Origin of the sequence: Lactobacillus sp. 3B(2020), from assembly GCF_013487845.1 — a bacterium.
In the GTDB taxonomy this organism is placed as follows: domain Bacteria; phylum Bacillota; class Bacilli; order Lactobacillales; family Lactobacillaceae; genus Limosilactobacillus; species Limosilactobacillus alvi.
This window is the reverse complement of the sequence record NZ_CP047410.1, coordinates 1,286,219-1,309,199: the sequence shown is the minus strand read 5'-3', so window position 1 is coordinate 1,309,199 and position 22,981 is coordinate 1,286,219. Positions and strand designations below refer to the sequence as shown.

20 protein-coding genes and 1 pseudogene are annotated in these 22,981 nt (G+C 41.7%); 20 read left to right on the top strand and 1 reads right to left on the bottom strand.

Annotated elements, in window-relative coordinates; all coding sequences use genetic code 11:
- From pknB to ffh, 15 genes are all read left to right on the top strand, one after another.
- Entirely contained in the window at nt 1-1,914 is a 1,914-nt protein-coding gene (pknB, locus tag GTO83_RS06425) for a Stk1 family PASTA domain-containing Ser/Thr kinase (RefSeq protein WP_180869807.1), read from the top strand.
- 16 nt (nt 1,915-1,930) lie between these two features.
- A complete protein-coding gene (rsgA, locus tag GTO83_RS06420; protein WP_180869805.1) occupies nt 1,931-2,803 on the top strand; it encodes a ribosome small subunit-dependent GTPase A in 873 nt (290 codons plus the stop codon).
- Between the two features lie 18 nt (nt 2,804-2,821).
- On the top strand, nt 2,822-3,475 hold the full coding sequence (gene rpe / locus GTO83_RS06415; RefSeq protein ID WP_180869803.1) for a ribulose-phosphate 3-epimerase: 654 nt from the start codon (nt 2,822-2,824) through the stop codon (nt 3,473-3,475).
- A gap of 55 nt (nt 3,476-3,530) precedes the next feature.
- The gene (locus GTO83_RS06410) at nt 3,531-4,208 is read left to right on the top strand and encodes a thiamine diphosphokinase (protein WP_180869801.1); all 678 of its coding nucleotides are present in this window, start codon (nt 3,531-3,533) and stop codon (nt 4,206-4,208) included.
- 139 nt (nt 4,209-4,347) lie between these two features.
- Entirely contained in the window at nt 4,348-4,536 is a 189-nt protein-coding gene (gene rpmB, locus GTO83_RS06405) for a 50S ribosomal protein L28 (protein WP_180869799.1), read from the top strand.
- Between the two features lie 142 nt (nt 4,537-4,678).
- Nucleotides 4,679-5,044: an Asp23/Gls24 family envelope stress response protein gene (locus GTO83_RS06400; protein WP_180869797.1), complete on the top strand. Its 366-nt coding sequence runs from the start codon at nt 4,679-4,681 to the stop codon at nt 5,042-5,044.
- A gap of 22 nt (nt 5,045-5,066) precedes the next feature.
- Nucleotides 5,067-6,752, top strand: a complete 1,686-nt coding sequence (locus GTO83_RS06395) for a DAK2 domain-containing protein (protein WP_180869795.1) — start codon at nt 5,067-5,069, stop codon at nt 6,750-6,752.
- A gap of 86 nt (nt 6,753-6,838) precedes the next feature.
- Entirely contained in the window at nt 6,839-8,872 is a 2,034-nt protein-coding gene (recG, locus tag GTO83_RS06390; protein WP_180869793.1) for an ATP-dependent DNA helicase RecG, read from the top strand.
- A gap of 22 nt (nt 8,873-8,894) precedes the next feature.
- Nucleotides 8,895-9,908, top strand: coding sequence for a phosphate acyltransferase PlsX (gene plsX / locus GTO83_RS06385; RefSeq protein WP_180869791.1), 1,014 nt, complete (start codon nt 8,895-8,897; stop codon nt 9,906-9,908).
- Nucleotides 9,909-9,981: 73 nt separating this feature from the next.
- Complete coding sequence (gene acpP, locus GTO83_RS06380) at nt 9,982-10,224, top strand: acyl carrier protein (RefSeq protein WP_180869789.1); 243 nt, start codon at nt 9,982-9,984, stop codon at nt 10,222-10,224.
- Between the two features lie 135 nt (nt 10,225-10,359).
- Nucleotides 10,360-11,061: a ribonuclease III gene (rnc, locus tag GTO83_RS06375; protein ID WP_180869787.1), complete on the top strand. Its 702-nt coding sequence runs from the start codon at nt 10,360-10,362 to the stop codon at nt 11,059-11,061.
- Nucleotides 11,062-11,070: 9 nt separating this feature from the next.
- Nucleotides 11,071-14,628: a chromosome segregation protein SMC gene (gene smc, locus GTO83_RS06370; protein WP_180869785.1), complete on the top strand. Its 3,558-nt coding sequence runs from the start codon at nt 11,071-11,073 to the stop codon at nt 14,626-14,628.
- A 12-nt stretch (nt 14,629-14,640) separates the two neighbouring features.
- Complete coding sequence (gene ftsY / locus GTO83_RS06365; protein WP_180869784.1) at nt 14,641-16,137, top strand: signal recognition particle-docking protein FtsY; 1,497 nt, start codon at nt 14,641-14,643, stop codon at nt 16,135-16,137.
- Nucleotides 16,138-16,151: 14 nt separating this feature from the next.
- On the top strand, nt 16,152-16,493 hold the full coding sequence (locus GTO83_RS06360; RefSeq protein WP_180869782.1) for a putative DNA-binding protein: 342 nt from the start codon (nt 16,152-16,154) through the stop codon (nt 16,491-16,493).
- Nucleotides 16,494-16,497: 4 nt separating this feature from the next.
- Entirely contained in the window at nt 16,498-17,946 is a 1,449-nt protein-coding gene (gene ffh, locus GTO83_RS06355) for a signal recognition particle protein (protein WP_180869780.1), read from the top strand.
- A gap of 174 nt (nt 17,947-18,120) precedes the next feature.
- Here the strand turns inward: ffh and GTO83_RS06350 are convergent, their stop codons facing one another.
- Complete coding sequence (locus tag GTO83_RS06350) at nt 18,121-18,855, bottom strand: winged-helix domain-containing protein (protein WP_180869778.1); 735 nt, start codon at nt 18,853-18,855, stop codon at nt 18,121-18,123.
- 116 nt (nt 18,856-18,971) lie between these two features.
- Between GTO83_RS06350 and GTO83_RS06345 the strand changes: the two are divergent.
- The 5 genes and pseudogenes from GTO83_RS06345 to phoU all read left to right on the top strand — a co-directional run bounded on the left by GTO83_RS06345 (nt 18,972) and on the right by phoU (nt 22,861).
- Nucleotides 18,972-19,608: pseudogene (locus tag GTO83_RS06345) on the top strand (substrate-binding domain-containing protein).
- 1 nt (nt 19,609) lies between these two features.
- A complete protein-coding gene (pstC, locus tag GTO83_RS06340) occupies nt 19,610-20,503 on the top strand; it encodes a phosphate ABC transporter permease subunit PstC (protein ID WP_180869776.1) in 894 nt (297 codons plus the stop codon).
- A gap of 1 nt (nt 20,504) precedes the next feature.
- Nucleotides 20,505-21,389 (top strand): phosphate ABC transporter permease PstA, encoded by an 885-nt coding sequence (gene pstA, locus GTO83_RS06335; RefSeq protein WP_180869774.1) that lies wholly within the window; start codon nt 20,505-20,507, stop codon nt 21,387-21,389.
- Between the two features lie 11 nt (nt 21,390-21,400).
- Nucleotides 21,401-22,141, top strand: a complete 741-nt coding sequence (pstB, locus tag GTO83_RS06330; protein WP_180869772.1) for a phosphate ABC transporter ATP-binding protein PstB — start codon at nt 21,401-21,403, stop codon at nt 22,139-22,141.
- Nucleotides 22,142-22,159: 18 nt separating this feature from the next.
- Nucleotides 22,160-22,861: a phosphate signaling complex protein PhoU gene (phoU, locus tag GTO83_RS06325; protein ID WP_180869770.1), complete on the top strand. Its 702-nt coding sequence runs from the start codon at nt 22,160-22,162 to the stop codon at nt 22,859-22,861.
- Nucleotides 22,862-22,981 lie beyond the last annotated feature (120 nt).

The window sequence follows — 22,981 nt, the reverse complement described above, 5'->3', positions numbered from 1 at the left end:
ATGAAGCCCGGATACAAGCTTAATAACCGGTACCGGATTCTCCGTCCACTTGGTGAGGGTGGAATGGCAAATGTTTATTTAGCTTATGACCAGGTCCTTGAACGAAAAGTTTCAGTTAAGCTACTGCGTTTAGATTTACGAGATGATCCAAAAGTTCAACGGCGATTTGAACGAGAGGCCTTAGCTGCAACCCAATTAAACGATCCTCATATTGTTGGGGTTTATGATGTTGGTGCTGACCACGGCATGCAATACATGGTCATGCAGTATGTTGAAGGAACGGACTTAAAAGCTTTTATTAAACAAAATTACCCAATTCCACTTCCCCAAGTGGTTGATATTATGGAGCAAGTATTGTCTGCCGTAGAAACGGCCCACCAACACGGAATAATCCACCGGGACTTAAAACCCCAAAATATATTAATTGATGAAGATAAAAATATAAAAATTACTGACTTTGGAATTGCAATGGCATCAACTGCTAATTCGCTTACCCAAACGAATACGTTAGTTGGCTCTGTTCACTATTTGTCACCGGAACAAGCGCGCGGAAGTATTGCGACAAAACGGTCGGACATTTACTCGTTGGGGATTATTCTGTTTGAATTACTAACGGGGCACGTTCCCTTTGAAGGCGAGACAGCAGTAGCAATTGCTTTGAAACACTTTCGAGATGAGATTCCGTCGGTTCGCGATACAAATCCTGCGATTCCGCAACCGTTGGCAAACGTCGTCTATAAAGCAACTGCCAAGTCACCGCAACAGCGTTATGCTAGTGCAGCTGAAATGGCTAAAGACTTGCAAACCGCATTAAATCCAAGGCGAGAAACTGAACCACGGTTTAAGGAACATGATTCCTATGATGATGAAACACGGGTATTGGATCTGAATGAGATTAAAGCTGCTAGTCGCCAGCAAGCGGCGGAAAAAGATGGTGAGAATGATGACACAAAGTCAATCACACCATTACCGAAAAAGCAGCGTATTGATCGTTTGAAACTGGGGTTAGGAGTTATTGCTACTTTAATTGTGATTGCAATTGCCGGATTATGGTATTTTAATCGCCCAGTTACCGTTCCTAATTTAGCTGGTCAAACTCCGGCTGAAGCGAAAACAACGCTTGCAAAACATCATCTCCGAGTTGGTAAGGTTAGTTCCTCTTTAAGTGCTACTACGCCAAAAGGTGAGGTAATTCGCTCGACAAGTGGAGATAAGGTTCGCGTTGGAAAGAAGGTTGACCTCCTGATAAGTGATGGGGTTGAACAGTGGAAAATGAAAGATCTTGTTGGGACTTCAGCGGATAACACTCAAGAACGCCTAGAAAATCTTGGCTTTACAGTTAAGGTTAAGAATGTTTATTCCGATAAAGTCGCTAAGGGTCAAGTCATTAAACAAAACGTTTCAGCTGGTGAAACAATTAAGCCAAGTCAAAAGACCGTTATTTTAACCGTAAGTAAGGGCCGAAAACAGATAAAGATTCCAAACTTTAAAAACAGGGACATTAAAGATGTCCAGGAATTTGCTAATAAGCATGGTTTACAATTGACGGAAACGAAGAAGACTTCGACTTCGATTGCAACTAATCGGGTAATGTCGCAAACCCCAAAGGCGGGGAGTACCCTGGAAGAAGGGGATACCCTTACGGTTACTGTTGCTTCATCAGGAGATCAATTAAAGACGACGAACATTCAGATTAGTATTCCTTTTGACGGTAACGGTGGTAGAAAGGAAAACCGGGTTCAGGTTTACATTAGTGATGCTTACCACAATCTAACAATGGAATACCAAGACATTACGATCAACCAAGAAACCGTAATTTATGTTCCATTTACGTTGAGAAATAATGAAACTGGCTCTTATAAAGTGATTCGGAATGGTCGGACGATTATGAGTGCCACTAATATTACGGGTTAGACTAAGGAGGTAATTTTTGAAAACTGGAATTATTCAACAATCATTAAGTGGATTTTATGATATTTTAGCTGATGACAAGGTTTATCGAACCCGGGCACGGGGAAATTTTCGAAAAAAAGGTCAAAAACCACTTGTTGGTGACCGGGTTGAATTTAGCGAGGAAGGTTACCTTTTAAAAATCTTGCCGCGGAAAAATGCCCTTGTTCGTCCTCTAGTGGCGAATGTTGATGTCGCTGTAGTGGTAACAGCGGTAACCGAGCCAGAATTTTCGGCTAATTTACTGGATCGGCAATTAGTCGCATTGGCATGGCAGGGGGTTCCAGCTTTACTGTATTTTTCTAAAACTGATTTATTAACTCCTGAAAAATATGCCACTGTAGCAAAAGTTGCGACTGGTTATCGTGAAGTTGGTTATCAAGTATGGCTAGATCCCCAACCATTCGCTTCGACCACGCTAGCACAACTAACCGCTGAGTTAAAGGGGAAGGTTGTTACTATGATGGGACAGACTGGGGCTGGAAAATCAACCTTATTGAATCACCTAGTTCCAAGTTTAAATTTAAAAACGGGTGAAATTTCAAAAGCCTTAAAGCGGGGGCGCCATACGACCCGAACGGTTAGTCTATTATCGGTAAATGGGGCGTTAGTGGCTGATACACCTGGGTTTTCTTCATATGAAGATTTCCCAATGACAATTGATGATTTGCCAAATCTTTTTTATGAATTTAAAGCGTTAGCGCCACAGTGCAAGTTCCGGGGATGTCGTCATTTAAAAGAACCGGGTTGCGCCGTGAAAAGCGCGCTTGAAGATGGTAAAATAATGCAGTCGAGGTATGATGATTATTGTCAGTTTCATGATTTAATCATTAACCAAAAGCCAAATTACTAAGAGCGAGGAGAGTTTCTTATGATTAAAGTTGCACCGTCAATTTTGAGTGCTGATTACGTTAATTTGCAAAAGGATATTGAAAAGGTCGATAAGGCAGGAGCTGAATATCTTCATATTGATGTGATGGATGGGTCTTTTGTTCCAAGTATTTCTTATGGGCCAAACTTTGTAAAGGCCATTCGTCCAATTACCAAGATGGTGTTGGATGTTCATTTGATGGTCCAAAACCCAGAACATATTTTGCCAGCCTTTATTGATGCTGGGGCTGATATTATTGGGGTACAGGTTGAAGCAACCCAACACATTCACCGGGCTTTGCAAATTATCAAAAACGGTGGAGTTAAGGCTGAAGTTGTTATTAATCCTGGGACGCCAGTTGAGATGATCAAGCCAGTGCTTCACATGGTTGACCAAGTTTTAGTAATGACGGTTAACCCTGGTTTTGGTGGGCAAAAGTTCCTTCCCGAAACGGTCGCAAAGATTGCGGAACTTAACCAAATTAAGCAAGAAAAGGGTTATGATTTCGACATTGAAATTGATGGTGGGGTTAACAGCGAAACGGTTGTTGACTGCTACAAAGCTGGAGCCACAGTTGCAGTTGCTGGTTCATACGTTTACAATGCTGATGATCCGGCAGAACGGATTAATGCTTTAAAAGAAGCTACTAAGTAATGATTAAAGGTTGGGCCGGGGATTTGGACCAACCTTTTTGAGATGGAGGGTGGAAATGATACAGCCAATAAATATTATGGTTGGCGGTCCCGCAAGTGAAATTCCGCTTGATGAAATGGAGAAACATCGTGGTGAAACTTGGATTGGTGCTGACTTTGGCGCAACTTTCTTACTAAACCACGGAATTATTCCGCAAATTGCAATTGGGGATTTTGATTCAACATTTCCCAAGACCATGGAGAAGCTAAAGAATGCGGTAACTGAAATTCGTCGTTTTCCACCCCAAAAAGATTATACGGATACCCAGTTAGCAGTTAAGGTAGCGCTCACTGAATTTCAGGCTGACCAGATTAATTTGTTTGGGGCAACTGGTGGTCGATTAGATCAACTACTTTCAAACTTAATGTTTCCGTTAATGGCGGAATTTCAAGCTGTAATTCCTAAATTGGTGATTATTGATCAACAAAATGAAATGCGGTATTATTTGCCTGGTAAATATGAAATTCGAAAGCGACCAGGGATGAAATATCTGGCATTTGTTAATTTAACGGCGGTTACTGGTTTGACCCTGCCGGACGAAAAATATAAGTTACAAAACTTTGACGCTAAAATTCCAATCTCCTGGTCGAGTAACGAATTTGATGGTTTAGTAAATCACTTTTCGTTTGACTCAGGAGTTGTTGCCGTAATTCAAAGCCGAGACAGCTTGGCAACAGCACCGCGCTTGCGGTAAAATGATAAAATTCAAGTGTCAAGTGAAAATACTTGAAAGAAAAGTATTGAAAAGTACGCATTGCTATGGTAAATTATTTAGGTGAGTTACAGCGCTTAGGCGCTACTGAGAAAATTGATGAGGAGAGGAGGGTCCCCAGATGGCTAAGGATTTTATTACCGGCAAACGGACACGCTTCGGTAACAAGCGTTCACACGCCCTGAACTCAAGTCGTCGTAGCTGGAAGCCAAACTTGCAAAAAGCAACCATTTTAGTAAATGGTAAGCCAAAGAAGGTTTACGTTTCAGCCCGTACGCTGAAGTCGGGTAAGGTTACCCGCGTTCATTAAAAATATTGCCGTCCCCGCGGGCGGCTTATTTTTTTATCATTAAGGTAATTAGGTGAGATCAACATTAATCAAGCAAACTTTTTAAAGTATCGCATCTATGGTAATATGATGTTGACTTTGAGAAAAAAAGGGGGCCATTTTCATGGCAGTAAAGATTAAAACAAAGGCTGGAATGATTGACATTGCAAATGATGTTATCTCCACGGTCGTTGGGGGAGCCGCCACTGATAACTATGGTGTCGTTGGAATGGCCAGTCGTAATCCATTGAAAGATGGTGTTAACTTAATTTTGCAAGGCGATAACTACAGTAAAGGAGTCGTCATTAAGCAAGATGCGAATGGAATCGCAGTGGAAGTAAATATCATTGTCGGCTTTGGCACTAAGATTTCAGAAGTTTCTAAGAGTGTTCAACAAAAAGTAAAGTATAACCTTGAATCAATGCTTGGAATTACGGCAAACGAAGTAAATGTTTGCGTCCAAGGGGTTCGGGTGTTAGGTGACGATTAGTCGATAGCTGGAGGAATTTATTTTGGTAGTTACTACAATTACTAACTTGGAATTTGGTAAGATGGTGCAAGCCGCCGCTGCTAAATTAAATCAACAGGCTGAGTTTATTAACTCCTTAAATGTTTTCCCAGTTCCAGATGGTGATACGGGAACAAATATGAGTATGTCAATGACCAGCGGGGCAAAGTACGAGCGAGAAGCCACAAGTACGGCCGTTGGTGAATTAGCATCTGCAGTTGCCAAGGGCCTTTTAATGGGAGCTCGGGGAAACTCAGGAGTTATTTTGTCGCAAATTTTTCGAGGATTTGCTAAGGGATGTGAAGGCAAGGTAACCCTAAGTGCCAAGGAATTTGTTGATGCATATGCTAATGGGGCTAAGACGGCTTATAAGGCGGTTATGAAGCCAACTGAAGGGACAATCTTAACCGTTGTCCGTGAATCAGCGCAAGCAGGTTTAAATAAGGTTAAAGAAAGTGATGATTTGGTCGTCATTTTAAAGGCAATTGTGGAAGCTGCTGATGCGGCTCTTGAAAAGACCCCTGATTTGTTACCAGTTCTTAAGGAAGTTGGTGTTGTTGATTCTGGTGGTCAAGGTCTTGCTTTTGTGCTCCATGCCTTTTATGGTGCTTTAACGGGTGAAGAAATTGAAACCGAAATTCCTGACAATGCTCAGATGGATGAAATGATTAATGCCAAGCACCATCAAAGTGCACAGGGAAAGTTAAATCCGGAAGATATCAAGTACGGCTACTGCACCCAAATGATGGTTCGCATCGGGAAGGGAAAGCAGGTTACTCAAAAGTTTGACTATAAGACTTTCTACGACTATCTTGCTAAACTTGGTGATAGCCTGTTAGTTATTAATGATGATGAAGTTGTTAAGGTACACGTGCATACTGAACATCCAGGGAAAGTTTTAACTTGGGGTCAGCAATTTGGTGATCTTCAAACGGTGAAGATCGATAATATGCGGTGGCAACAAGAAGAGATCATGAAGGATGATGATCCAACGCCGGTTGAAGTAGCCCAAGAAGCTAAGGATGAAGTTCCAGCGGAAACAGCTGTGATTGCAGTTGCTTCGGGTGATGGGATTTCAAAGCTTTTGAAGAGCTTAGGAGTCACCCATGTGATTACTGGTGGGCAAACGATGAATCCAAGCATTCAAGATATTACAGATGCAATTAACCAGTCAGGTGCTAAGCAGGCTTTGGTTTTACCTGATAACGGAAACATCTTTATGGCTGCGGATCAAGCAGCCGAAGTTGCTGAAATCCCGGTTAAGATTGTTCATACTAAGACAATTGCTCAAGCAATGAGTGCTTTACTCGAATATAATCCAGAAGCAGATTTGGTGGATAACCAAAAAGCGATGGAAAGTGTACTTGAAAATGTTGCTAGTGGTGAAGTTACAGTTGCTGTTCGCGATACTCAATTAAATGGCAAGACAATTAAGAAAGATGATTACATGGGAATTGTTGATGGCAAGATTGTCGCCGTTGAAAAAACGATTGAGGATGCTGCAGAGGCAATGGTTACTTCAATGCTTGATGAAGATAGCGAAATCGTAACGATTCTTTATGGCGCTGATGGTGATCAAGCAGGGGCCGAAACTTTGAGGAAAAAGATCCTAGCTCAAGACGATGAACTTGATGTTCAAATTTATGAGGGAGATCAACCAGTATATCCATACTTAATTTCGGTCGAATAAAACCAGCTAGATTAGCAGCCGGGTGGTAAGCAAGTGTTTACAGCCCGGCTGCTTGCCGTTATAAGACTCTGCTAGGGGGTGAGACATTGAAATCATTGCAAGATCCAGTAACAGCTTTAAAAGGAGTTGGACAAAAACGAGCTGAACAATTGGCAACGCTTGGAATTGAAACAATTGAAGATTTACTCATGCATTATCCGAGTCGTTATGATGATTTTGCACCAACTAATTTGGAAACAACGGTTGATAAGCAAAAGGTTACAATCCATGGGACTGTTGTTTCCGAGCCAGTGTTAAGTCGTTTTGGCTATCGAAAAAATCGTCTTAGTTTTCGGCTCCAAACCGGTCAGCAAGTGGTGATGGTGGTATTTTTTAATCAACCTTATTTTAAAGAGCGTTTAAAGTTAAATGGAGATGTGACCGTCCTGGGAACCTGGAACCAAGCTCGTCAACAAGTAATGGGGTCAAAATTATTGGTGGTTAATCCTGGTGAAGAGACGATTGGAACCATTTATCCGGCAAATAAACACGTCCGGCAGACGACGATCCGCCAATTAATCGAACTTGCTTATACCCAATATCGGAATGTAATTGCAACGCTAATCCCACTGACAATCCGACAACGTTATCAACTATTGGATCGGGCGACGATGTTTCAATGGGTGCACTTTCCTAAAACTAGCGATCAAGCTCGCCAAGCTCGGCGAACAGCCGCCTATGAGGAGTTTTATTTATTTCAGCTACGTTTACAATCGATGCGTCTCGCCCGGCGAAAAGCTGATGGTACCCAACTTCTGTACAATAACGATGAATTACGCGCTTTTATTCGAACCATTCCGTTTGAATTAACGAAGGCCCAAAAACGGGTAGTTAATGAGATTTGTCGTGATTTACGAAGCCCTTTTCAGATGAATCGTCTTTTACAAGGGGATGTTGGGAGTGGAAAGACGATTGTAGCAGCGATCGCCATTTATGCCACGATCTTAACTGGCTATCAGGCTGCTTTAATGGCACCAACCGAAATTTTAGCTGCTCAGCACGCTGAAAAGTTAGCAAAAGTTTTCGAAAATACCCCAGTAAACGTTGCTTTACTGACGGGTTCTTTAACAGCTAAACAACACCAAGCTTTAGCAGACCAAATCGCAGCCGGCCAATGCAATTTAATTATTGGAACCCACGCTTTGATTCAAGATCAGGTGGAATTTGCTAATCTTGGTCTAGCGATTATCGATGAACAACACCGCTTCGGGGTTGATCAACGGAAATTGTTGCGAGAAAAAGGTGACCATCCCAATATTCTTGCCATGACGGCTACACCGATTCCCCGAACCCTTTCAATCACCGCATATGGTGAAATGGACGTTTCAGTAATTGATGAGCTACCAGCAGGACGAAAAACAATCAAGACTACCTGGCTAAAAAGCGATCAATCAGAAGCGGCCTTGGACTTTTTGCGGAAGCAACTCGCTCAAGGGGCGCAAGTTTATGTAGTCAGTCCCCTAATTGAAGAATCAGAAAAGCTGGATGTGCAAAATGCAACGGCTTTGTATGAGCAGTTTGCCGACCAGTTTGCTCCTAAGTACCAAGTTGGCCTGTTACATGGGCGGATGACTAATGATGAAAAAGAAGCGGTTATGGCTGATTTTCAGGCAGGTAAAATCCAAGTTCTGGTTGCCACCACGGTCATCGAGGTTGGGGTTGATAATCCAAATGCTACGGTGATGGTAATTTATGATGCTGATCGGTTTGGATTAGCCCAACTTCATCAACTACGTGGCCGGGTCGGCCGGGGAGTTCGCCAATCATATTGTCTCTTAGTTGCTGATCCCAAAACGCCTGAAGGAAAAAAGCGAATGGAGACGATGGTGGAGACGACAGATGGTTTTATTGTTGCCCAGCGAGATCTTGAATTAAGGGGATCCGGTGATGTTTTAGGAAAGAAACAATCTGGAATGCCAGATTTTAAAATTGGAGATCCAGTTGGTGACCTGAAAATGATGCAGTATGCCCGGCAAGATGCTCTTGATTTACTTGAACAGCCTAGTTGGGATCAACGTGACGAAAATCAGCCACTTGTTCTATACTTAAGAAGTCAAAATTTAAAAACTCACTTTGATTAGGGTGAGAGATGGAGGAAAAATGATGAAAATTGCAGTTGATGCAATGGGCGGCGACAATGCGCCAAAAGTAATTATCGAAGGAATTGAGCAAGCCCGGGATCAACACCCGGATCTGGAATTCATGCTGTTTGGGGATGAACAAGCGGTAAAATCGCTCATCCAAAATCAAGAACGAATTCAAATTATTCCGACTAGCCAAGAAATTGAAATGGGAGAAGAACCGGTGCGGGCAATTCGGAAAAAGAAGGATTCCTCTTTGGTTCAAGCAGCAATGGCGGTTAAGCGTGGAGATGCTGATGCCTTCTTTTCGGCGGGAAATACGGGGGCAATTTTAGCAGCTGGTTTGTTATTAATTGGTCGGATTAAGGGAATTGACCGGCCTGGCTTAACCAGTGTGTTGCCAATTGCAATACCGAATGATGAAGGAACGAAGCGGTTTATCTACCTTGATTCTGGGGCAAATGCTGAATCAAAAGAAAAGAATTTGGTTCAATTTGCGCAACTTGGTCGGTTTTATGCCCAAAAAGTTCTGGGAATTAAGAATCCGCGAATTGCCCTCCTTAATAACGGGGCGGAAGTTGATAAGGGTGACACCTTCCATAAAGAAGTTCACCAATTATTAGCCCAAGCGGGTGACCTAAACTTTGTTGGCAATATTGAATCAGGCGATTTACTTTATGGTAAAGCTGATGTTGTCGTTTCTGATGGTTGGACCGCCAACGCTGCTCTAAAGGCGACTGAAGGAACCGCCAAGGTGCTTTTAAAGTTAATTAAAGACGGTATTCTTGGTGGAGGGCTCCGGGCTAAATTAGGTTATTTATTCCTAAAGCCTGTCTTTAAGCAAATCGCTAAGGTAATGACGCCTTCAAACTATGGTGGGGCAGTTTTGTTAGGAATCCAAGCACCAGTAGTAAAGGCCCATGGAGCAGCCGATAAAAAAGCGGTTGTTTCTACGATTGACCAAATCTATACCATGCTTCAATCAAAGGTGGTTGATGAAACGGTTGCCTACTTTAAACCAGAAGAAGATAAGTAAACCGTGGACAAGTTGTAGAAAAACTAATAAAATAAAGAGGCTAGTTTAATTATTATCAAGAGGTTTAATGAGAATGGATAAGAAAGAAATCTTTAATCAAATTGCGGCAATTGTATCCGATCATTTTGATATTGACCGCGCAAAGATTACGGAAGATTTAAATCTTAAAACAGATTTAAACGCTGACTCAATTGACTTTGTTGAATTTGTTCTCGAAGTAGAAGATACTTTTGGGGCCCAAATTGACGATAGTGAAGCTGAAAAGTTAAGTACAATTGGCGAAGTAGTTGACTACATCGCTGCTCACCAAAAGTAAGAATGCAAAAGTTGGGTCGCGATGGAGGGAACTTCGTCGGGGCCTTTTTCTAACAATCGAATTAAGCTAGATTCAATTTGTGAGATGGGTGGAAATGTTTCGGCCTATCTCAGAGGCGAAATCGGAAAGGAAATTATGATTACAGAACTACAAGCCTATTTAAAGGATGAATTTGGAATTGACTTTAATGATCCAAGTTTATTGGCCGAAGCTTTTACGCAAGCTTCATATGTTAATGAACATCCTAAAGAACACTTAAAGTTTTACGAACGGATCGAATTTTTGGGAGATGCAGTTCTCCAATTGTTTGTTTCGGAGTACATTTATCGTCGCTATCCGGAATTACCGCAAGGACGGCTAACCCGTTTACGAGCAGCAATGGTTTGTGAGGATAGTTTTTCTAAGTTTGCCCTTGAATGTCATTTTGATCAATATATTCGCTTAGGTCATGGCGAAGAACTTGCAGGAGCAAGAAAACGACCAAGTTTATTATGTGATATTTTTGAATCTTTCATTGGTGCCTTGTACCTTGACCAGGGGCGGCCAGCAGTTGAAAAGTTTATTCAACGGGTTATTTTCCCTAAACTAGATCAAGGTTGGTTTGACCATGCTGTTGATGCTAAAACCAGCTTGCAGGAATTCTTACAACGGAATGGTGACGTTGAGATTGAATACCATCTTTTGCATGAAGGGGGGAGTGAAAACGAACCCGTCTTCACTGTTAGTGTAAGCGCTAATGGAAAGCAAATTGGTGAAGGAACTGGTTCGTCTAAAAAGCATGCAGAAATGGCCGCAGCGCAAGTAGCATTACAAGCGTTACGGCAAATTAAAAAGTAGGGGAATTAAATGCGATTAATTTCACTAGAAGTCGATGGATTTAAATCCTTCGCCGAAAAAACGGTAATTAAATTTCAGCCTGGAGTAACTGGGATCATTGGGCCAAATGGTAGTGGAAAAAGTAACGTCATTGAAGCCATCCGGTGGGTAATGGGTGAACAATCAGCCAAAAGCCTTCGGGGTGAAAAAATGGTCGATGTAATCTTTAATGGTGCCAAAGACCGGGCCCCTTTAAATCGGGCAGTGGTTAAACTAAACTTAGACAATAGTGACCATTTTCTAAACACCCCATATACTGAAGTGACGGTTACCCGAAAATTATTCCGTTCAGGTGAGAGTGAGTATCTCATTAACGGCCAAAATGTCCGGTTAAAAGATTTAGTTAACCTGTTTATTGAATCTGGAATTGGGAAAGAATCGTTTGCGGTTATTTCTCAGGGCCGGGTTTCCGAAATTTTTAACGGTAAGCCAAGTGATCGACGGAAAATGATTGAGGCAATTGCTGGGGTTGGTAAATATAAAGCCGACAAGGAAACTGCTCAAAAACGGTTGACTGAAACAAATAATAATTTGAACCGGGTTAACGATATTATCCATGAGTTAAAGCAACGCTTAGATCCGTTGGAAGAACAAAGTGCTCTTGCCCAGGATTATTTAGCTCAGAAGCAAAAGCTTGATCAATTTGATCGAACAGCAACAGTCCGAGAAATTCTAGGGGCTCAAGAACAACTTAAGCAAGTTCGAGCTGAAAAAGTAGCAGCTGAAAAACTTGCAGCTGATTACGAAAAACGAGTCCATGCGGCCAATGCGATGACGACCCAACTTCAACAGCAACGACAAGCCTTGATTAAGCAAAAGGATCTTGTTCAAGCCAAGGTATTGCAATTAACGCAGGGTCTTGGTGAATTACAAAATAGTCAATCGCTCGCCCAGGTAAAACGGGAACAGCAAGATCGGGAGTTAGATCGGCTAAAAAAAGAAGCAAGGGCAATTCAAGAAAAAATCGAGCAAGTTAATGAACAGTTAACAGCGGTACAAAAGACAGTCACCGATCATCACAAGAAGGTAAATCAAGCTGAAGTTAATTTGAATGGTTTGGGCCTAAAAGACGCTCAAACCCGGCAAGCAAAGTTACGGGAAGAAGTGGCTGACTTACGTGAGCAACAAGTTGATCAATTACAACAATTAACGACCTTGCATAATCAGCAAACCTTCTTAAAGCAATCGCAAAGTCGTGGTCAAAACCAAGCTGATCAGGTTCAGGCTGATTTAACGATGCATCAAAGACAACTCGGTAAGCTTGAGGGGGAGTTAGCTGACCAAAAGAACGCTGTTCAAAAGCAAGTAGAACATTTAATAAGTGCCAAGGATGCAGTTGAAGCTTTGCAAACTGAACTAATGCAAGTTCAACGAAAATATGAGCAAGCGCAAAAAGATTGGTATCAATCATTGGGTACTTTGCATTCTCAAGAAGCGCGAGTTAAGAACTATCAAGCAATGGCAGCTGATTATACCGGTTACTTTTATGGTGTTCAAAATGTGCTACGAAATCGTGAACAATTTAAAGGTTTATTCGGGCCGGTTAGTGAGCTCATCACGGTTCCAAAACAGTATACGCAAGCGATTGAAACTGTCTTGGGTAGTCAGCTTCAACAATTAGTTGTTGATAGCCAACAAACTGGGAAAGCAATTATTACTTACCTCACTCGGACGAGAAGCGGTCGGGTAACAATTTTGCCACTTGATACTTTACGGAGCGGATTTGTTCCCCCGGTTTATCAAACTGTTGCTAACCACCCAGGAGTATTGGGACGAGCAATGGAACTCATTCAGTTTGCACCTAAGTTTGAGGTTGTAATGTCGCATTTACTAGCTACGACGGTGGTTGTTGATAATTTGGATCATGCAACCGAGGTTGCTCGTCAAAGCCGCCATCAACTCCGGATCGTTACCCTCGCAGGTGAAATGATTAATGCTAGTGGGGCAATGACTGGGGGAAAGGCAAAACAACAAAAGGTCGGTCTCTTGACGCAAAAAGAACGACAACAAGAATTTGAAGTTGCAGTCGATGCAGCCAAAGAGGCTAGCCAAAAAGCTGAGGTGATGGTTCATACCCTCCAAACAAAACGGCAAACTATCCAATCTCAAGGAAATCAAGCAGTTGAAAATGTTCAAAATATACAATTGGCCTTAGAAAATGATCGTAATCAGCTTAACGCCATACAAAATCGGGTTACGACGCTTAAGCGCCAAATTGAAGCCTTGAAATTGCAAACCAATCAGCGCGATACGGAACATAACCAATTTGAAAGTGAGTATCGGTCAACGCAGGTGGCAGCTGAAAAACTAGAAGATCAATTAGCCCAAACAAAGCAAATAATTGCTGATAAAGAGGCTTTGATTAATAAGTTAGCTAATGAATCGGCGGACCAAGCTGAAAATCGGCATTATTTTGAACAGGCGCTTGCAGTTGAAAAAGAACGGTTAAGTCAAGCTAAGCGTGAAGCCAAGACGACTGAAGCTAGAATGGTAGCTTATCAAGAACAGCTAGTAGCGATTAAACAACAAATTGAAAAGCAAACAACTGACTTGACACGGGTTAAACCAGCGAGTCAAACTGAAATCACAACGGCCAAACAAGAATTAAAGATTCAGCAAGCGGTAGTTACTAAAATTGATCAACAACTTGATGTTCTTGAAGGTAAATTGGGGGATGCAACCGCAGAAAATGAACGGTTACAAAACTTGATGCGAATTGCGTATGATGATTTAACGCGAATTAACGAGCATCGTCTAAAATTAGAAACGCAAATCGATCAAGGTCAAAACCATTTGCAGGAGCAATACCAAGAAACGCTTACTGCCGCTCAAGCCCAAGTGATTGATATCCCAGAAGAAGAATTGCATCGCCAAGTCAAGCTCTTAAAGCGGGGGCTGGATGAACTAGGTGAAGTTAATGTTGCCTCAATTAATGAGTATCAAGCCGTTAAAGAACGCTATGATTTCTTAACTGGTCAACGAGCAGATCTGCAAGATGCAGAAACTCAATTGAAGCAAACGATGGACCAGATGGATCGAGAGGTTAAAGAGCGATTTAATAAAACATTCACTGAGCTTTCGACCGCTTTTGAAACGACCTTTAAACAGGTTTTTGCTGGTGGCCAAGCAAAATTAATTTTAACGGATCCACATGATCTGCTTGAGACTGGGGTTGACATCTACGCGCAACCACCAGGTAAAAAAAATCAGCAACTAAGTTTGCTTTCGGGGGGCGAAAAAGCCTTAACTGCTTTGGCCTTGTTATTTGCAATTCTAAAGATTCATCCAGTTCCATTTGCTATCTTAGATGAACCTGAAGCTGCCCTTGACGATGTTAATGTTGATCGATTTGCTACCTACCTTGATCGTTTTGGTGATCAAGGCCCGCAATTTATTGTAATTACTCACCGGAAAGGGACCATGGTAAATGCCGATGTCTTATATGGGGTAACAATGCAGGAATCAGGAGTATCAAAGGTGATTACTGTTAATGTTGATGAGACCCTCCGAACTGCTCAAACGAAGTAAGGAAGTGAAATAATGGGATTATTTGATATCTTTCGGCGGAAGAAGAAAACAGAAAACGAAGAAGTCACACCTAAGAAAGAAAATGAACAAGTTAAATCTACGACGGCTTCTGAACATGAAAATAGTGAAGGAACCACGGTAAAACAAGGGGATGAACCCCAAACTGCGCCAGCAATTGAATCAGAAGCGCAATCTGCAGCTGATGCAGAACCCCAAAAGGAAGGCGAAGAAGAAAAAAACGCGAGTGCTAGTGGGGAAGACCAGTTAGTTGATCAGCCGGCTGAAACTAAATCAGTTAGTGATGAAGTCGATGAACACCTTGAAACTAATTCAGCAATTTCAGAACCTAATCAGGTTGAACCTGGAGCAAACGAAATTGAGAAACAAACTGCACCAACGCCAACTGCTGAAAAAGCAAGTGAAATTAACCGTGAAACGCCAGCGGACCCAGCCCCGGTAGCCGAAAATGAACAAGTTTCAGGTGAGAGCAAGACTGAGACTGAAGCTGCAGAAGAACCTTCAACGTCTACAGGCGACACCGATGAAACTGAAACACCTACTGAAGAAAGTCGGGTTGATGAAAAATACGATCGTGGTTTAGAAAAGTCGCGGAGTGGTTTTGGTGCGCGGCTAAATAAGTTCTTAGCTAATTTCCGGCATGTTGACGAGGACTTCTTTGAAGACCTCGAAGATTTATTAATTGAGTCTGATGTCGGTTATGAAATGGCAATGCAACTTTCAGATTCCTTGCGAGAAGAAGTTAAATTACAAAATGCCAAATCGAAGCAAGACGTTTCAAACGTAATTATTGAAAAAATGGTTGAGTTATACGAAGCTGCCGGTGAAAATGAAAAAGTCGGGATTAATTTTGCTTCAGCAGGGCCAACGGTAATTATGTTTGTCGGAGTGAACGGTGCTGGTAAGACAACTACCATTGGTAAGATGGCAGCGGCTTTTAAACGCGAAGGGAAAAAAGTCTTGTTAGCAGCGGCTGATACTTTCCGGGCTGGTGCAACGGAACAATTAGCGGTTTGGGCTAAACGTGATGGCGTTGACATTGTAACTGGTCCTGAAAAGGGTGATCCGGCTGCCGTCGTTTTTGATGGAGTTAAAAAGGCCAAGGAAGAAGACTACGATGTCTTGTTTGTTGACACTGCGGGACGGCTGCAAAATAAAGTTAACTTAATGAATGAGCTAGCAAAAATGAAGAAGATCTTAACCCGGGAAATTCCGGATGCCCCCCATGAAGTTTTACTTGTCTTAGATGCAACGACCGGGCAAAATGCGTTGAATCAAGCTAAAATTTTTAAAGAAAATACTGATGTTACCGGAATTGTCTTAACTAAGCTTGATGGAACAGCTCGTGGGGGGATTGTTTTAGCAATCCGCAATGAGCTTCATTTACCAGTTAAGTATGTTGGGCTTGGGGAAAAAGTAGATGATCTTCAAACTTTTGATCCAGCCGAATTTGTTTATGGGCTCTTTAAAGGCTTGGTTGTCACTAAATAAAGGAGGGTTATTCCATGGAGCTTGAGAAAAATGAGCGGGTGAATGCTTTGTTTGCATTTTACCACCCCCTTTTAACGAAAAAGCAAAATGAATATCTTGAACTCTATTATGTGGACGACTACTCACTTGGTGAAATTGCTGAAGAATTCGGGGTTTCACGCCAAGCAGTTTATGATAATATTAAACGGACCGAAAAGATTTTAAATGGTTATGAAACAAAGTTAGGATTGTTAGCAGAATTTACTGCCCGTAATCATCAGTTTGACCAATTACAGGCTTATGTTAAAGCTCACTATCCCCAAGATCAAAAACTCAATCAATTAGTTGCAGGATTAGCAACCTTAGAAGAGGAGTAAGTAAATGGCATTTGAAGGATTAACAGAACGCCTCCAAAAGGCGATGGAGAAGTTACGAAAGAAGCCGAAGGTTACCGATGCCGATCTGCGAGAAACCATGCGCGAAATTCGGTTGGCCTTACTGGAAGCCGACGTTAACTTCGCAGTTGTAAAGGACTTTGTTAAAAAGGTCCGTGAAAAGGCAACCGGGGCGGAAGTTCTTAAGGGGCTAAACCCAGCCCAACAAATTGTTAAAATCGTTAATGAAGAATTAACGGTAATGATGGGGGAGACTGCAGTTGCCTTGGAAAAGGCTCCTCATATTCCAACCGTAATCATGATGGTTGGGCTTCAAGGGGCTGGGAAAACGACCACGGCTGGGAAATTAGCCTTAAAATTAAAGGAAGAAGAACATGCGCGGCCATTAATGATTGCAGCTGACGTCTACCGCCCAGCTGCCATTACACAATTACAACAAGTAGCGGACTCAATTGATGTTCCAGTTTTTGAAGAAGGAACGAACGTTGATCCAGTTCAAATTGTTAAGGACGGGATGGATCAGGCCCATGCTAACCATAACGATTACGTGTTAATTGATACGGCCGGGCGGTTACAAATTGACGAGAAGTTAATGGATGAGTTGGCTCAGATTAAGGAATTAACTCAACCAAATGAAATCTTGTTAGTTGTCGATGCCATGACGGGGCAAAACGCAGTTAATACGGCCGAAGGTTTTAATGACCAACTAGATATTACCGGGGTGGTTTTAACTAAGCTTGATGGTGATACCCGCGGTGGGGCTGCCATGTCAATTCGGGCAGTCACGGGGAAGCCGATTAAGTTTGTCGGTGAAGGGGAAAAGATGACCGATTTGGATGTCTTCCACCCAGACCGGATGGCTTCTCGGATTTTGGGCATGGGGGATATGCTTTCCTTAATTGAAAAGGCCCAAAAGAACTTTGACGAAGAACAAGCTCAAGAAACCATGGAAAAGATGCGAGAAAACACCTTTGATTACAATGATTTCTTGGCGCAAATGGATCAAGTTACTAAGATGGGACCAATGGAAAATCTGTTAAAGATGATCCCAGGGATGGCTAACAATCCAGCCTTACAAAACGTTAACTTGGATCCAAAGCAATTTGCCCATATTAAGGCGATTATTTTATCTATGACGCCAGAGGAACGTCAAAATCCTGATTTGATGAATCCAAGTCGGCGGCGGCGGTTAGCTGCTGGTTCAGGGCGGCCAATTGTGGAAGTCAACCGTATGATTAAGCAATTTAATCAAATGCGGAAGATGATGAAGCAAGTTACGAACGGTAATTTTAATGGTCTCCAAAACCTAATGGGTGGCCAAATGCCTGGTGGTAAGATGGGGCAAATGGCGATGAACCAGATGGCACGACGGATGAAAAAACAGAAACAAAAGCGAATGAAGGCCTTAAGAAAGGCACGGAAAAAGCGAAAATAATTAAAAGAGCAACTTCAAATTGAAGATTGCTCTTTTTTAATACGCACAATATTAATTTAGTTATAATCGATTGGCTGAGATTTGAATTTTGTTTGGACCAACAGTGATCACTTGGCCCGCTTCTTCAGTAAAATCCAACGTAGTGGCCAATAAGTACAATCAAAAGTAAATAGCTTAAAGCGAATTGACTTCTGTAACTAATCGGTAACCAAATCCGCGCACGGTTTTGATAAGCTTAGGTTTCTTTGGATCAACCTCAAGTTTATCGCGAAGATGCGAAATGTGAATATCAACAATCCGGGAACTACCAAGTAATTCATACCCCCAAACGCCATTTAAGAGTTGTTCGCGACTAAGGACTTGCCCTTGATGACTGATTAAGTAATTTAAAAGCTGAAATTCTTTCTTGGTTAAACTGACTAATTTTTTATTTTTGCTAACTTCAAAATGAGTTCGATCAACTTGAATAGGACCGATAGTAATAAGTTGCTGTGGTTTTTCCTTCTTTGGTTGATTTAATTGACGATGTTTAACAATTTGCTGGTAAAGCCACCATTTTTGTTCGAGATAGGCGCAAAAGACATCCATGGCAATTTGACGACTGAAGATACCATCAATTCTAGTTCGGTACAGTTTGCGTTGAACGCGGGCTTCCTTGGTGTCACTTAAGACAAGTATCGGTTTAAAAAAATCATGCCGAATTAGCATTAAAGTTGCTAAGGTGGTATCTAGGTTGCAGGCTGCCGTATCCCAAATTACGCAGTCAAAAGTTGCCGAGAATAGGGTAGTAACGCTTTGGGTTGCGGTAGTAAGTGAAGTAATTTGCCAGTCTTTTTGAATCCCGATTTTTTCAAGTCGGGTTTGAAACGAGGAATCTTTTGATAGCAATAGTATTTTTTGGATTGTCATCACCTCATAATTTACCAAATCTTTACATTCTTCATAATTAGCCTTTACAGTCGTCGTTTATGCTTTATTTGTACCATGGAAAAGGTAGGAAAACAACATTTGAGGATAATACAAACATGAAAAAAATAATTGCTTTTGTTTTATGTACTTTGGGAATTGCGCTTGTTTGGGGGACATGGGAAGCACATACAAGTGGGCAGTTAAAGCAAACCAAAATTACTAATGTTGGTTCAACAGCGCTACAACCTTTAACTGAAGCTGCAGTACCAGGGTTTTTAAAAAAACATTCACAGATTAGCTTAACCGTCCAGGGGGGTGGATCAGGGACAGGTTTAAGTCAAGTCCAAGCAGGGGCTGTTGATATTGGGTCATCTGATGTCTTTGCAGAACAAAAAGCGGGAGTTCAAGCTGGTCAGTTGAAAGATCATATTATTGCTGTTTCTGGTATTGTTCCAATTGTAAATCCAGACTTGCCAGTTCGAAATCTTACAAGTCAGCAGCTTCAGGATATCTTTACCGGGAGAATAAAAAATTGGCAAGCAGTTGGGGGACCGGACCTGGCCATTATGGTCCTATGAGCACATGTATACACAGAAGCATGCTAAGAAGGAAGCTAATCAATTTATTACTTACATGCAATCGCCAGTAATTCAGAAAAAGTTGATTAAAAAGGCCCACTATGTAAGTGTTCACGATATGGAAGTACAACGAGATGCGAATGGGAAAGTGACCCCAACGAAGGGAGAAAATTAAGATGAAAAACTGGGAAAAGTATCTAATGGGGCCGTCGAAAGAAAGAACTCAAGAAAGAGTAGGCCGGGAGATAACCGGTTTGTCAATTCTCATGATTGGCCTCTTAGTAGGAATAATTCTCCTTTTTTTAGTTGGTAAAGGAAGTCAACTTTTTCTTAAAGATGGGGTTAGTTTTCAAGAATTCATTTTTAAAACTGTCTGGGCACCGGGAAAAGAAGTATATGGGGCCGCATCAATGATCATTACTTCGTTATTAGTAACGATGGTTGCTGGGTTAATCGCGCTTCCGTTTGCTTTAGCAGTGGGGGTTGCAGTTACTGAAATCCTACCGCCGATTACTAAAAAAATAATTCAGCCAATAATTGAACTCTTAGTCGGGATTCCTTCTGTGGTTTACGGACTAATTGGGTTAACAGTAGTGGTTCCCATTGTTCGGCAATTGGTTGGTGGAACCGGGTTTGGAATTATCGCCGCAAGCGTCGTGCTATTCTTAATGATTATGCCAACAATTACTTCGATGATAATTGATGCCTTCCAAGCAGTTGATCAAGATCAACGACGGGCTTCGGCTGGATTAGGAGCCACTCGTTGGCAAACAATTACCCGAATCGTTATTCCCGCAGCTAAAGGAGGAATATTAACAGCATTAATTTTTGGGATGGCCCGGGCTTTTGGGGAAGCCTTAGCGGTTCAAATGGTGATAGGGAATGCGGCCATCATGCCTTCTATTCAGGGGTCCGCTGCTACTATTACCAGTGTTTTAACAACCGGAATGGGAAATACCATTCTGGGTACGCCGGCGAATGATGCTCTCTGGTCGCTGGCCTTAATTCTGCTCGGGATGTCGTTAGTTTTTAATCTTTTGATGCACTTCGTTACAAGAAAGGAAGCATAGTATGACCAAGGCAGAGCGAATTGATCGAATTGCTACTATTCTTATTTTACTGTTAGCATTAGCTGTTGTCGGATTAGTGATAACCGTCCTCGGTTTAATATTAATTCCTGGAATTTCTCACATCTCATGGCATTTCTTGACGAGTTCGTCGCAATCCTTTCAAACCGGTGGCGGGATTTTTGATCAGCTTTTTAATTCTTTTTACTTGGTAGTTTTAACCTTACTTATTTCGGTACCGTTAGCCTTAGGAGCCGCAATTTATTTAAACGAATATGCAAAGCAAAATTGGTTTACGGACAGTTTAAGATTAGCAATTGAAGTTCTTAGTTCTTTACCCTCAATTGTGATTGGTTTATTTGGTTACTTAGTTTTTGTTTTAAAATGGGGACTAGATTTTTCACTCTTAGCTGGTGCCTTAGTTTTGACCATTCTAAACCTTCCGTTGTTAACCCGGACTAGTGAAACAGCACTTAGTCAGGTGCCAAACTTGCAACGTCAGGCCGGACTGGGACTGGGGATGGCTAAGTGGCAGGTAATTTTAAAAATTGTGCTTCCGGCTGCTTTACCGGGGATTTTAACGGGAGCCATTCTTAGTGCGGGACGAATTTTCGGGGAAGCGGCCGCCCTAATTTATACTGCCGGCCAAAGTACGATTACTGTTAATTACCAAGATTGGAATCCTTTTTCGCCAACCAGTTTTTTAAATCCAATGCGACCTGCTGAAACACTTGCGGTGCATATTTGGAAACTAAATACGGAAGGTCTAATTCCCGATGCCAGTGCGGTATCAAGCGGAGCCGCCGCGGTCTTAGTTTTAACGATTTTACTTTTTAATTTAGGGGCCCGCTTAATTGGCTACTTGATTTCAAAAAGACTTGAAAAATGAGGAGATAAGCAATGTTAGAAGTTGAAAACTTAACTATTACGTATAGTGAGCATCCAGTATTGAAGGGAATTGAAATGACTTTTCCTGACCATCAAATTACTGCATTAATTGGGGCTTCTGGATCTGGTAAATCGACCTTATTAAGAAGTCTCAATCGGATGAATGATGGGATTGCAAACGTTGAAGGGCATATTAATTTTCATGGGGTTGATATTAATCAGCCGAACGCAAATGTCTATCGGATTCGTCAAGCAATTGGGATGGTTTTTCAACAACCAACTCCTTTTCCAATGTCAATTTATGAAAATGTAGTTTATGGTTTGCGGTTGCGAGGAGAGAAAAATCGCCAACTTTTAGATCAACGAGTTGAAGAGAGTCTGCGACAAGCAGCCCTTTGGAATGAAGTAAAAGATCGGCTGAAATCGCCTGCCCAAGCCCTTTCTGGTGGTCAACAACAGCGATTATGTATTGCTCGGACCTTGGCAACGAAACCGGAGATTATTTTGCTAGATGAGCCCACCAGTGCGCTTGACCCAATCTCGACGAGCCAAATTGAGGCGACTTTGGTTGACTTAAAGCAAAATTATACGATAATTATCGTTACACACAATATGCAACAAGCTTCGCGAATTTCAGATTGGACTGCATATTTTGAACAAGGCCAGTTAATTGAATTCCAACCAACCGAAAAGTTATTTTTAAATCCAAAGGAACAACAAACGGCAGATTACTTAAGTGGAAAATTTGGTTAAGCGTAGAGGAGCGATACAATGAGTGTAATTTTCGATGCCGAACTAAAAAAACTAAAATCGCGATTTATGGAAATGGGGATTGATACCGGAGAGCAACTGTATCAGGCAACGAAGGCATTTCTTGATCATGATGTTGAACTGGCAAAGAAGGTATTAAATCGTGATCATACTTTAAATGATGAAGAAATTAGTTTAGAAAAACGAGCCTTAAAGTTAATGGCCTTACAACAGCCGCTGGCAAATGATTTTCGGGAGATTATTAGTATCCTTAAAGCTAGTAATGACTTGGAAAGAATAGGTGATTATACTACTCATATTGCTCGGGCAACCGTTAGTTTAAATGAAGATCATCATGTTGTTGCGACTGAAAATGAGATTGCTAAGTTAGCAACTATCGTTCGCCAGATGCTTGAAAAAGTTATGGACGCCTATGCGAATATAAGCGAAAAGGCGGCTTATGAAGTTGCGAATATGGATCTTCAGATTGATGTGATCTATGTAAGTCAACAAAAAGCGGTATTAAAAGCGATGCAAGAAACGCCAAGTAGAATTCCTGTCTTTGAAAGTTATCTGGGAATCATTCGAACCCTTGAACGAACTGGAGATCATATTGTAAATTTAGCAGAATGGATTATCTATATTGCTTCTGGAAAGCTTGTTGAGCTTAATCCTGGAAAAGCCGATCCAAAGCTAGTGCAGAAAAAATTAAAAGAGATGTAATTAAATGGACCTAGACTATCAGAAGTGAAAATAATTCTAATAGGGCGTCGTTGCTGAATAACATTCGGCGATGAAAGAGGGGCCGGGAAGAAACATGCTTTTCTTCTCGACCCCTCTATT

What these genes read in the sequence shown, in the direction of transcription:
- pstA (WP_180869774.1), top strand. Translation starts at nt 20,505, where the DNA reads ATGACCAAGGCAGAGCGAATTGATCGAATTGCTACTATTCTTATTTTA.
- phoU (WP_180869770.1), top strand. Translation starts at nt 22,160, where the DNA reads ATGAGTGTAATTTTCGATGCCGAACTAAAAAAACTAAAATCGCGATTT.
- rpe (WP_180869803.1), top strand. Translation starts at nt 2,822, where the DNA reads ATGATTAAAGTTGCACCGTCAATTTTGAGTGCTGATTACGTTAATTTG.
- rnc (WP_180869787.1), top strand. Translation starts at nt 10,360, where the DNA reads ATGATTACAGAACTACAAGCCTATTTAAAGGATGAATTTGGAATTGAC.
- GTO83_RS06400 (WP_180869797.1), top strand. Translation starts at nt 4,679, where the DNA reads ATGGCAGTAAAGATTAAAACAAAGGCTGGAATGATTGACATTGCAAAT.
- pstC (WP_180869776.1), top strand. Translation starts at nt 19,610, where the DNA reads ATGAAAAACTGGGAAAAGTATCTAATGGGGCCGTCGAAAGAAAGAACT.
- GTO83_RS06410 (WP_180869801.1), top strand. Translation starts at nt 3,531, where the DNA reads ATGATACAGCCAATAAATATTATGGTTGGCGGTCCCGCAAGTGAAATT.
- ftsY (WP_180869784.1), top strand. Translation starts at nt 14,641, where the DNA reads ATGGGATTATTTGATATCTTTCGGCGGAAGAAGAAAACAGAAAACGAA.
- acpP (WP_180869789.1), top strand. Translation starts at nt 9,982, where the DNA reads ATGGATAAGAAAGAAATCTTTAATCAAATTGCGGCAATTGTATCCGAT.
- GTO83_RS06350 (WP_180869778.1), bottom strand. Translation starts at nt 18,855, where the DNA reads ATGACAATCCAAAAAATACTATTGCTATCAAAAGATTCCTCGTTTCAA.
- pknB (WP_180869807.1), top strand. Translation starts at nt 1, where the DNA reads ATGAAGCCCGGATACAAGCTTAATAACCGGTACCGGATTCTCCGTCCA.
- plsX (WP_180869791.1), top strand. Translation starts at nt 8,895, where the DNA reads ATGAAAATTGCAGTTGATGCAATGGGCGGCGACAATGCGCCAAAAGTA.
- GTO83_RS06360 (WP_180869782.1), top strand. Translation starts at nt 16,152, where the DNA reads ATGGAGCTTGAGAAAAATGAGCGGGTGAATGCTTTGTTTGCATTTTAC.
- rpmB (WP_180869799.1), top strand. Translation starts at nt 4,348, where the DNA reads ATGGCTAAGGATTTTATTACCGGCAAACGGACACGCTTCGGTAACAAG.
- pstB (WP_180869772.1), top strand. Translation starts at nt 21,401, where the DNA reads ATGTTAGAAGTTGAAAACTTAACTATTACGTATAGTGAGCATCCAGTA.
- smc (WP_180869785.1), top strand. Translation starts at nt 11,071, where the DNA reads ATGCGATTAATTTCACTAGAAGTCGATGGATTTAAATCCTTCGCCGAA.
- ffh (WP_180869780.1), top strand. Translation starts at nt 16,498, where the DNA reads ATGGCATTTGAAGGATTAACAGAACGCCTCCAAAAGGCGATGGAGAAG.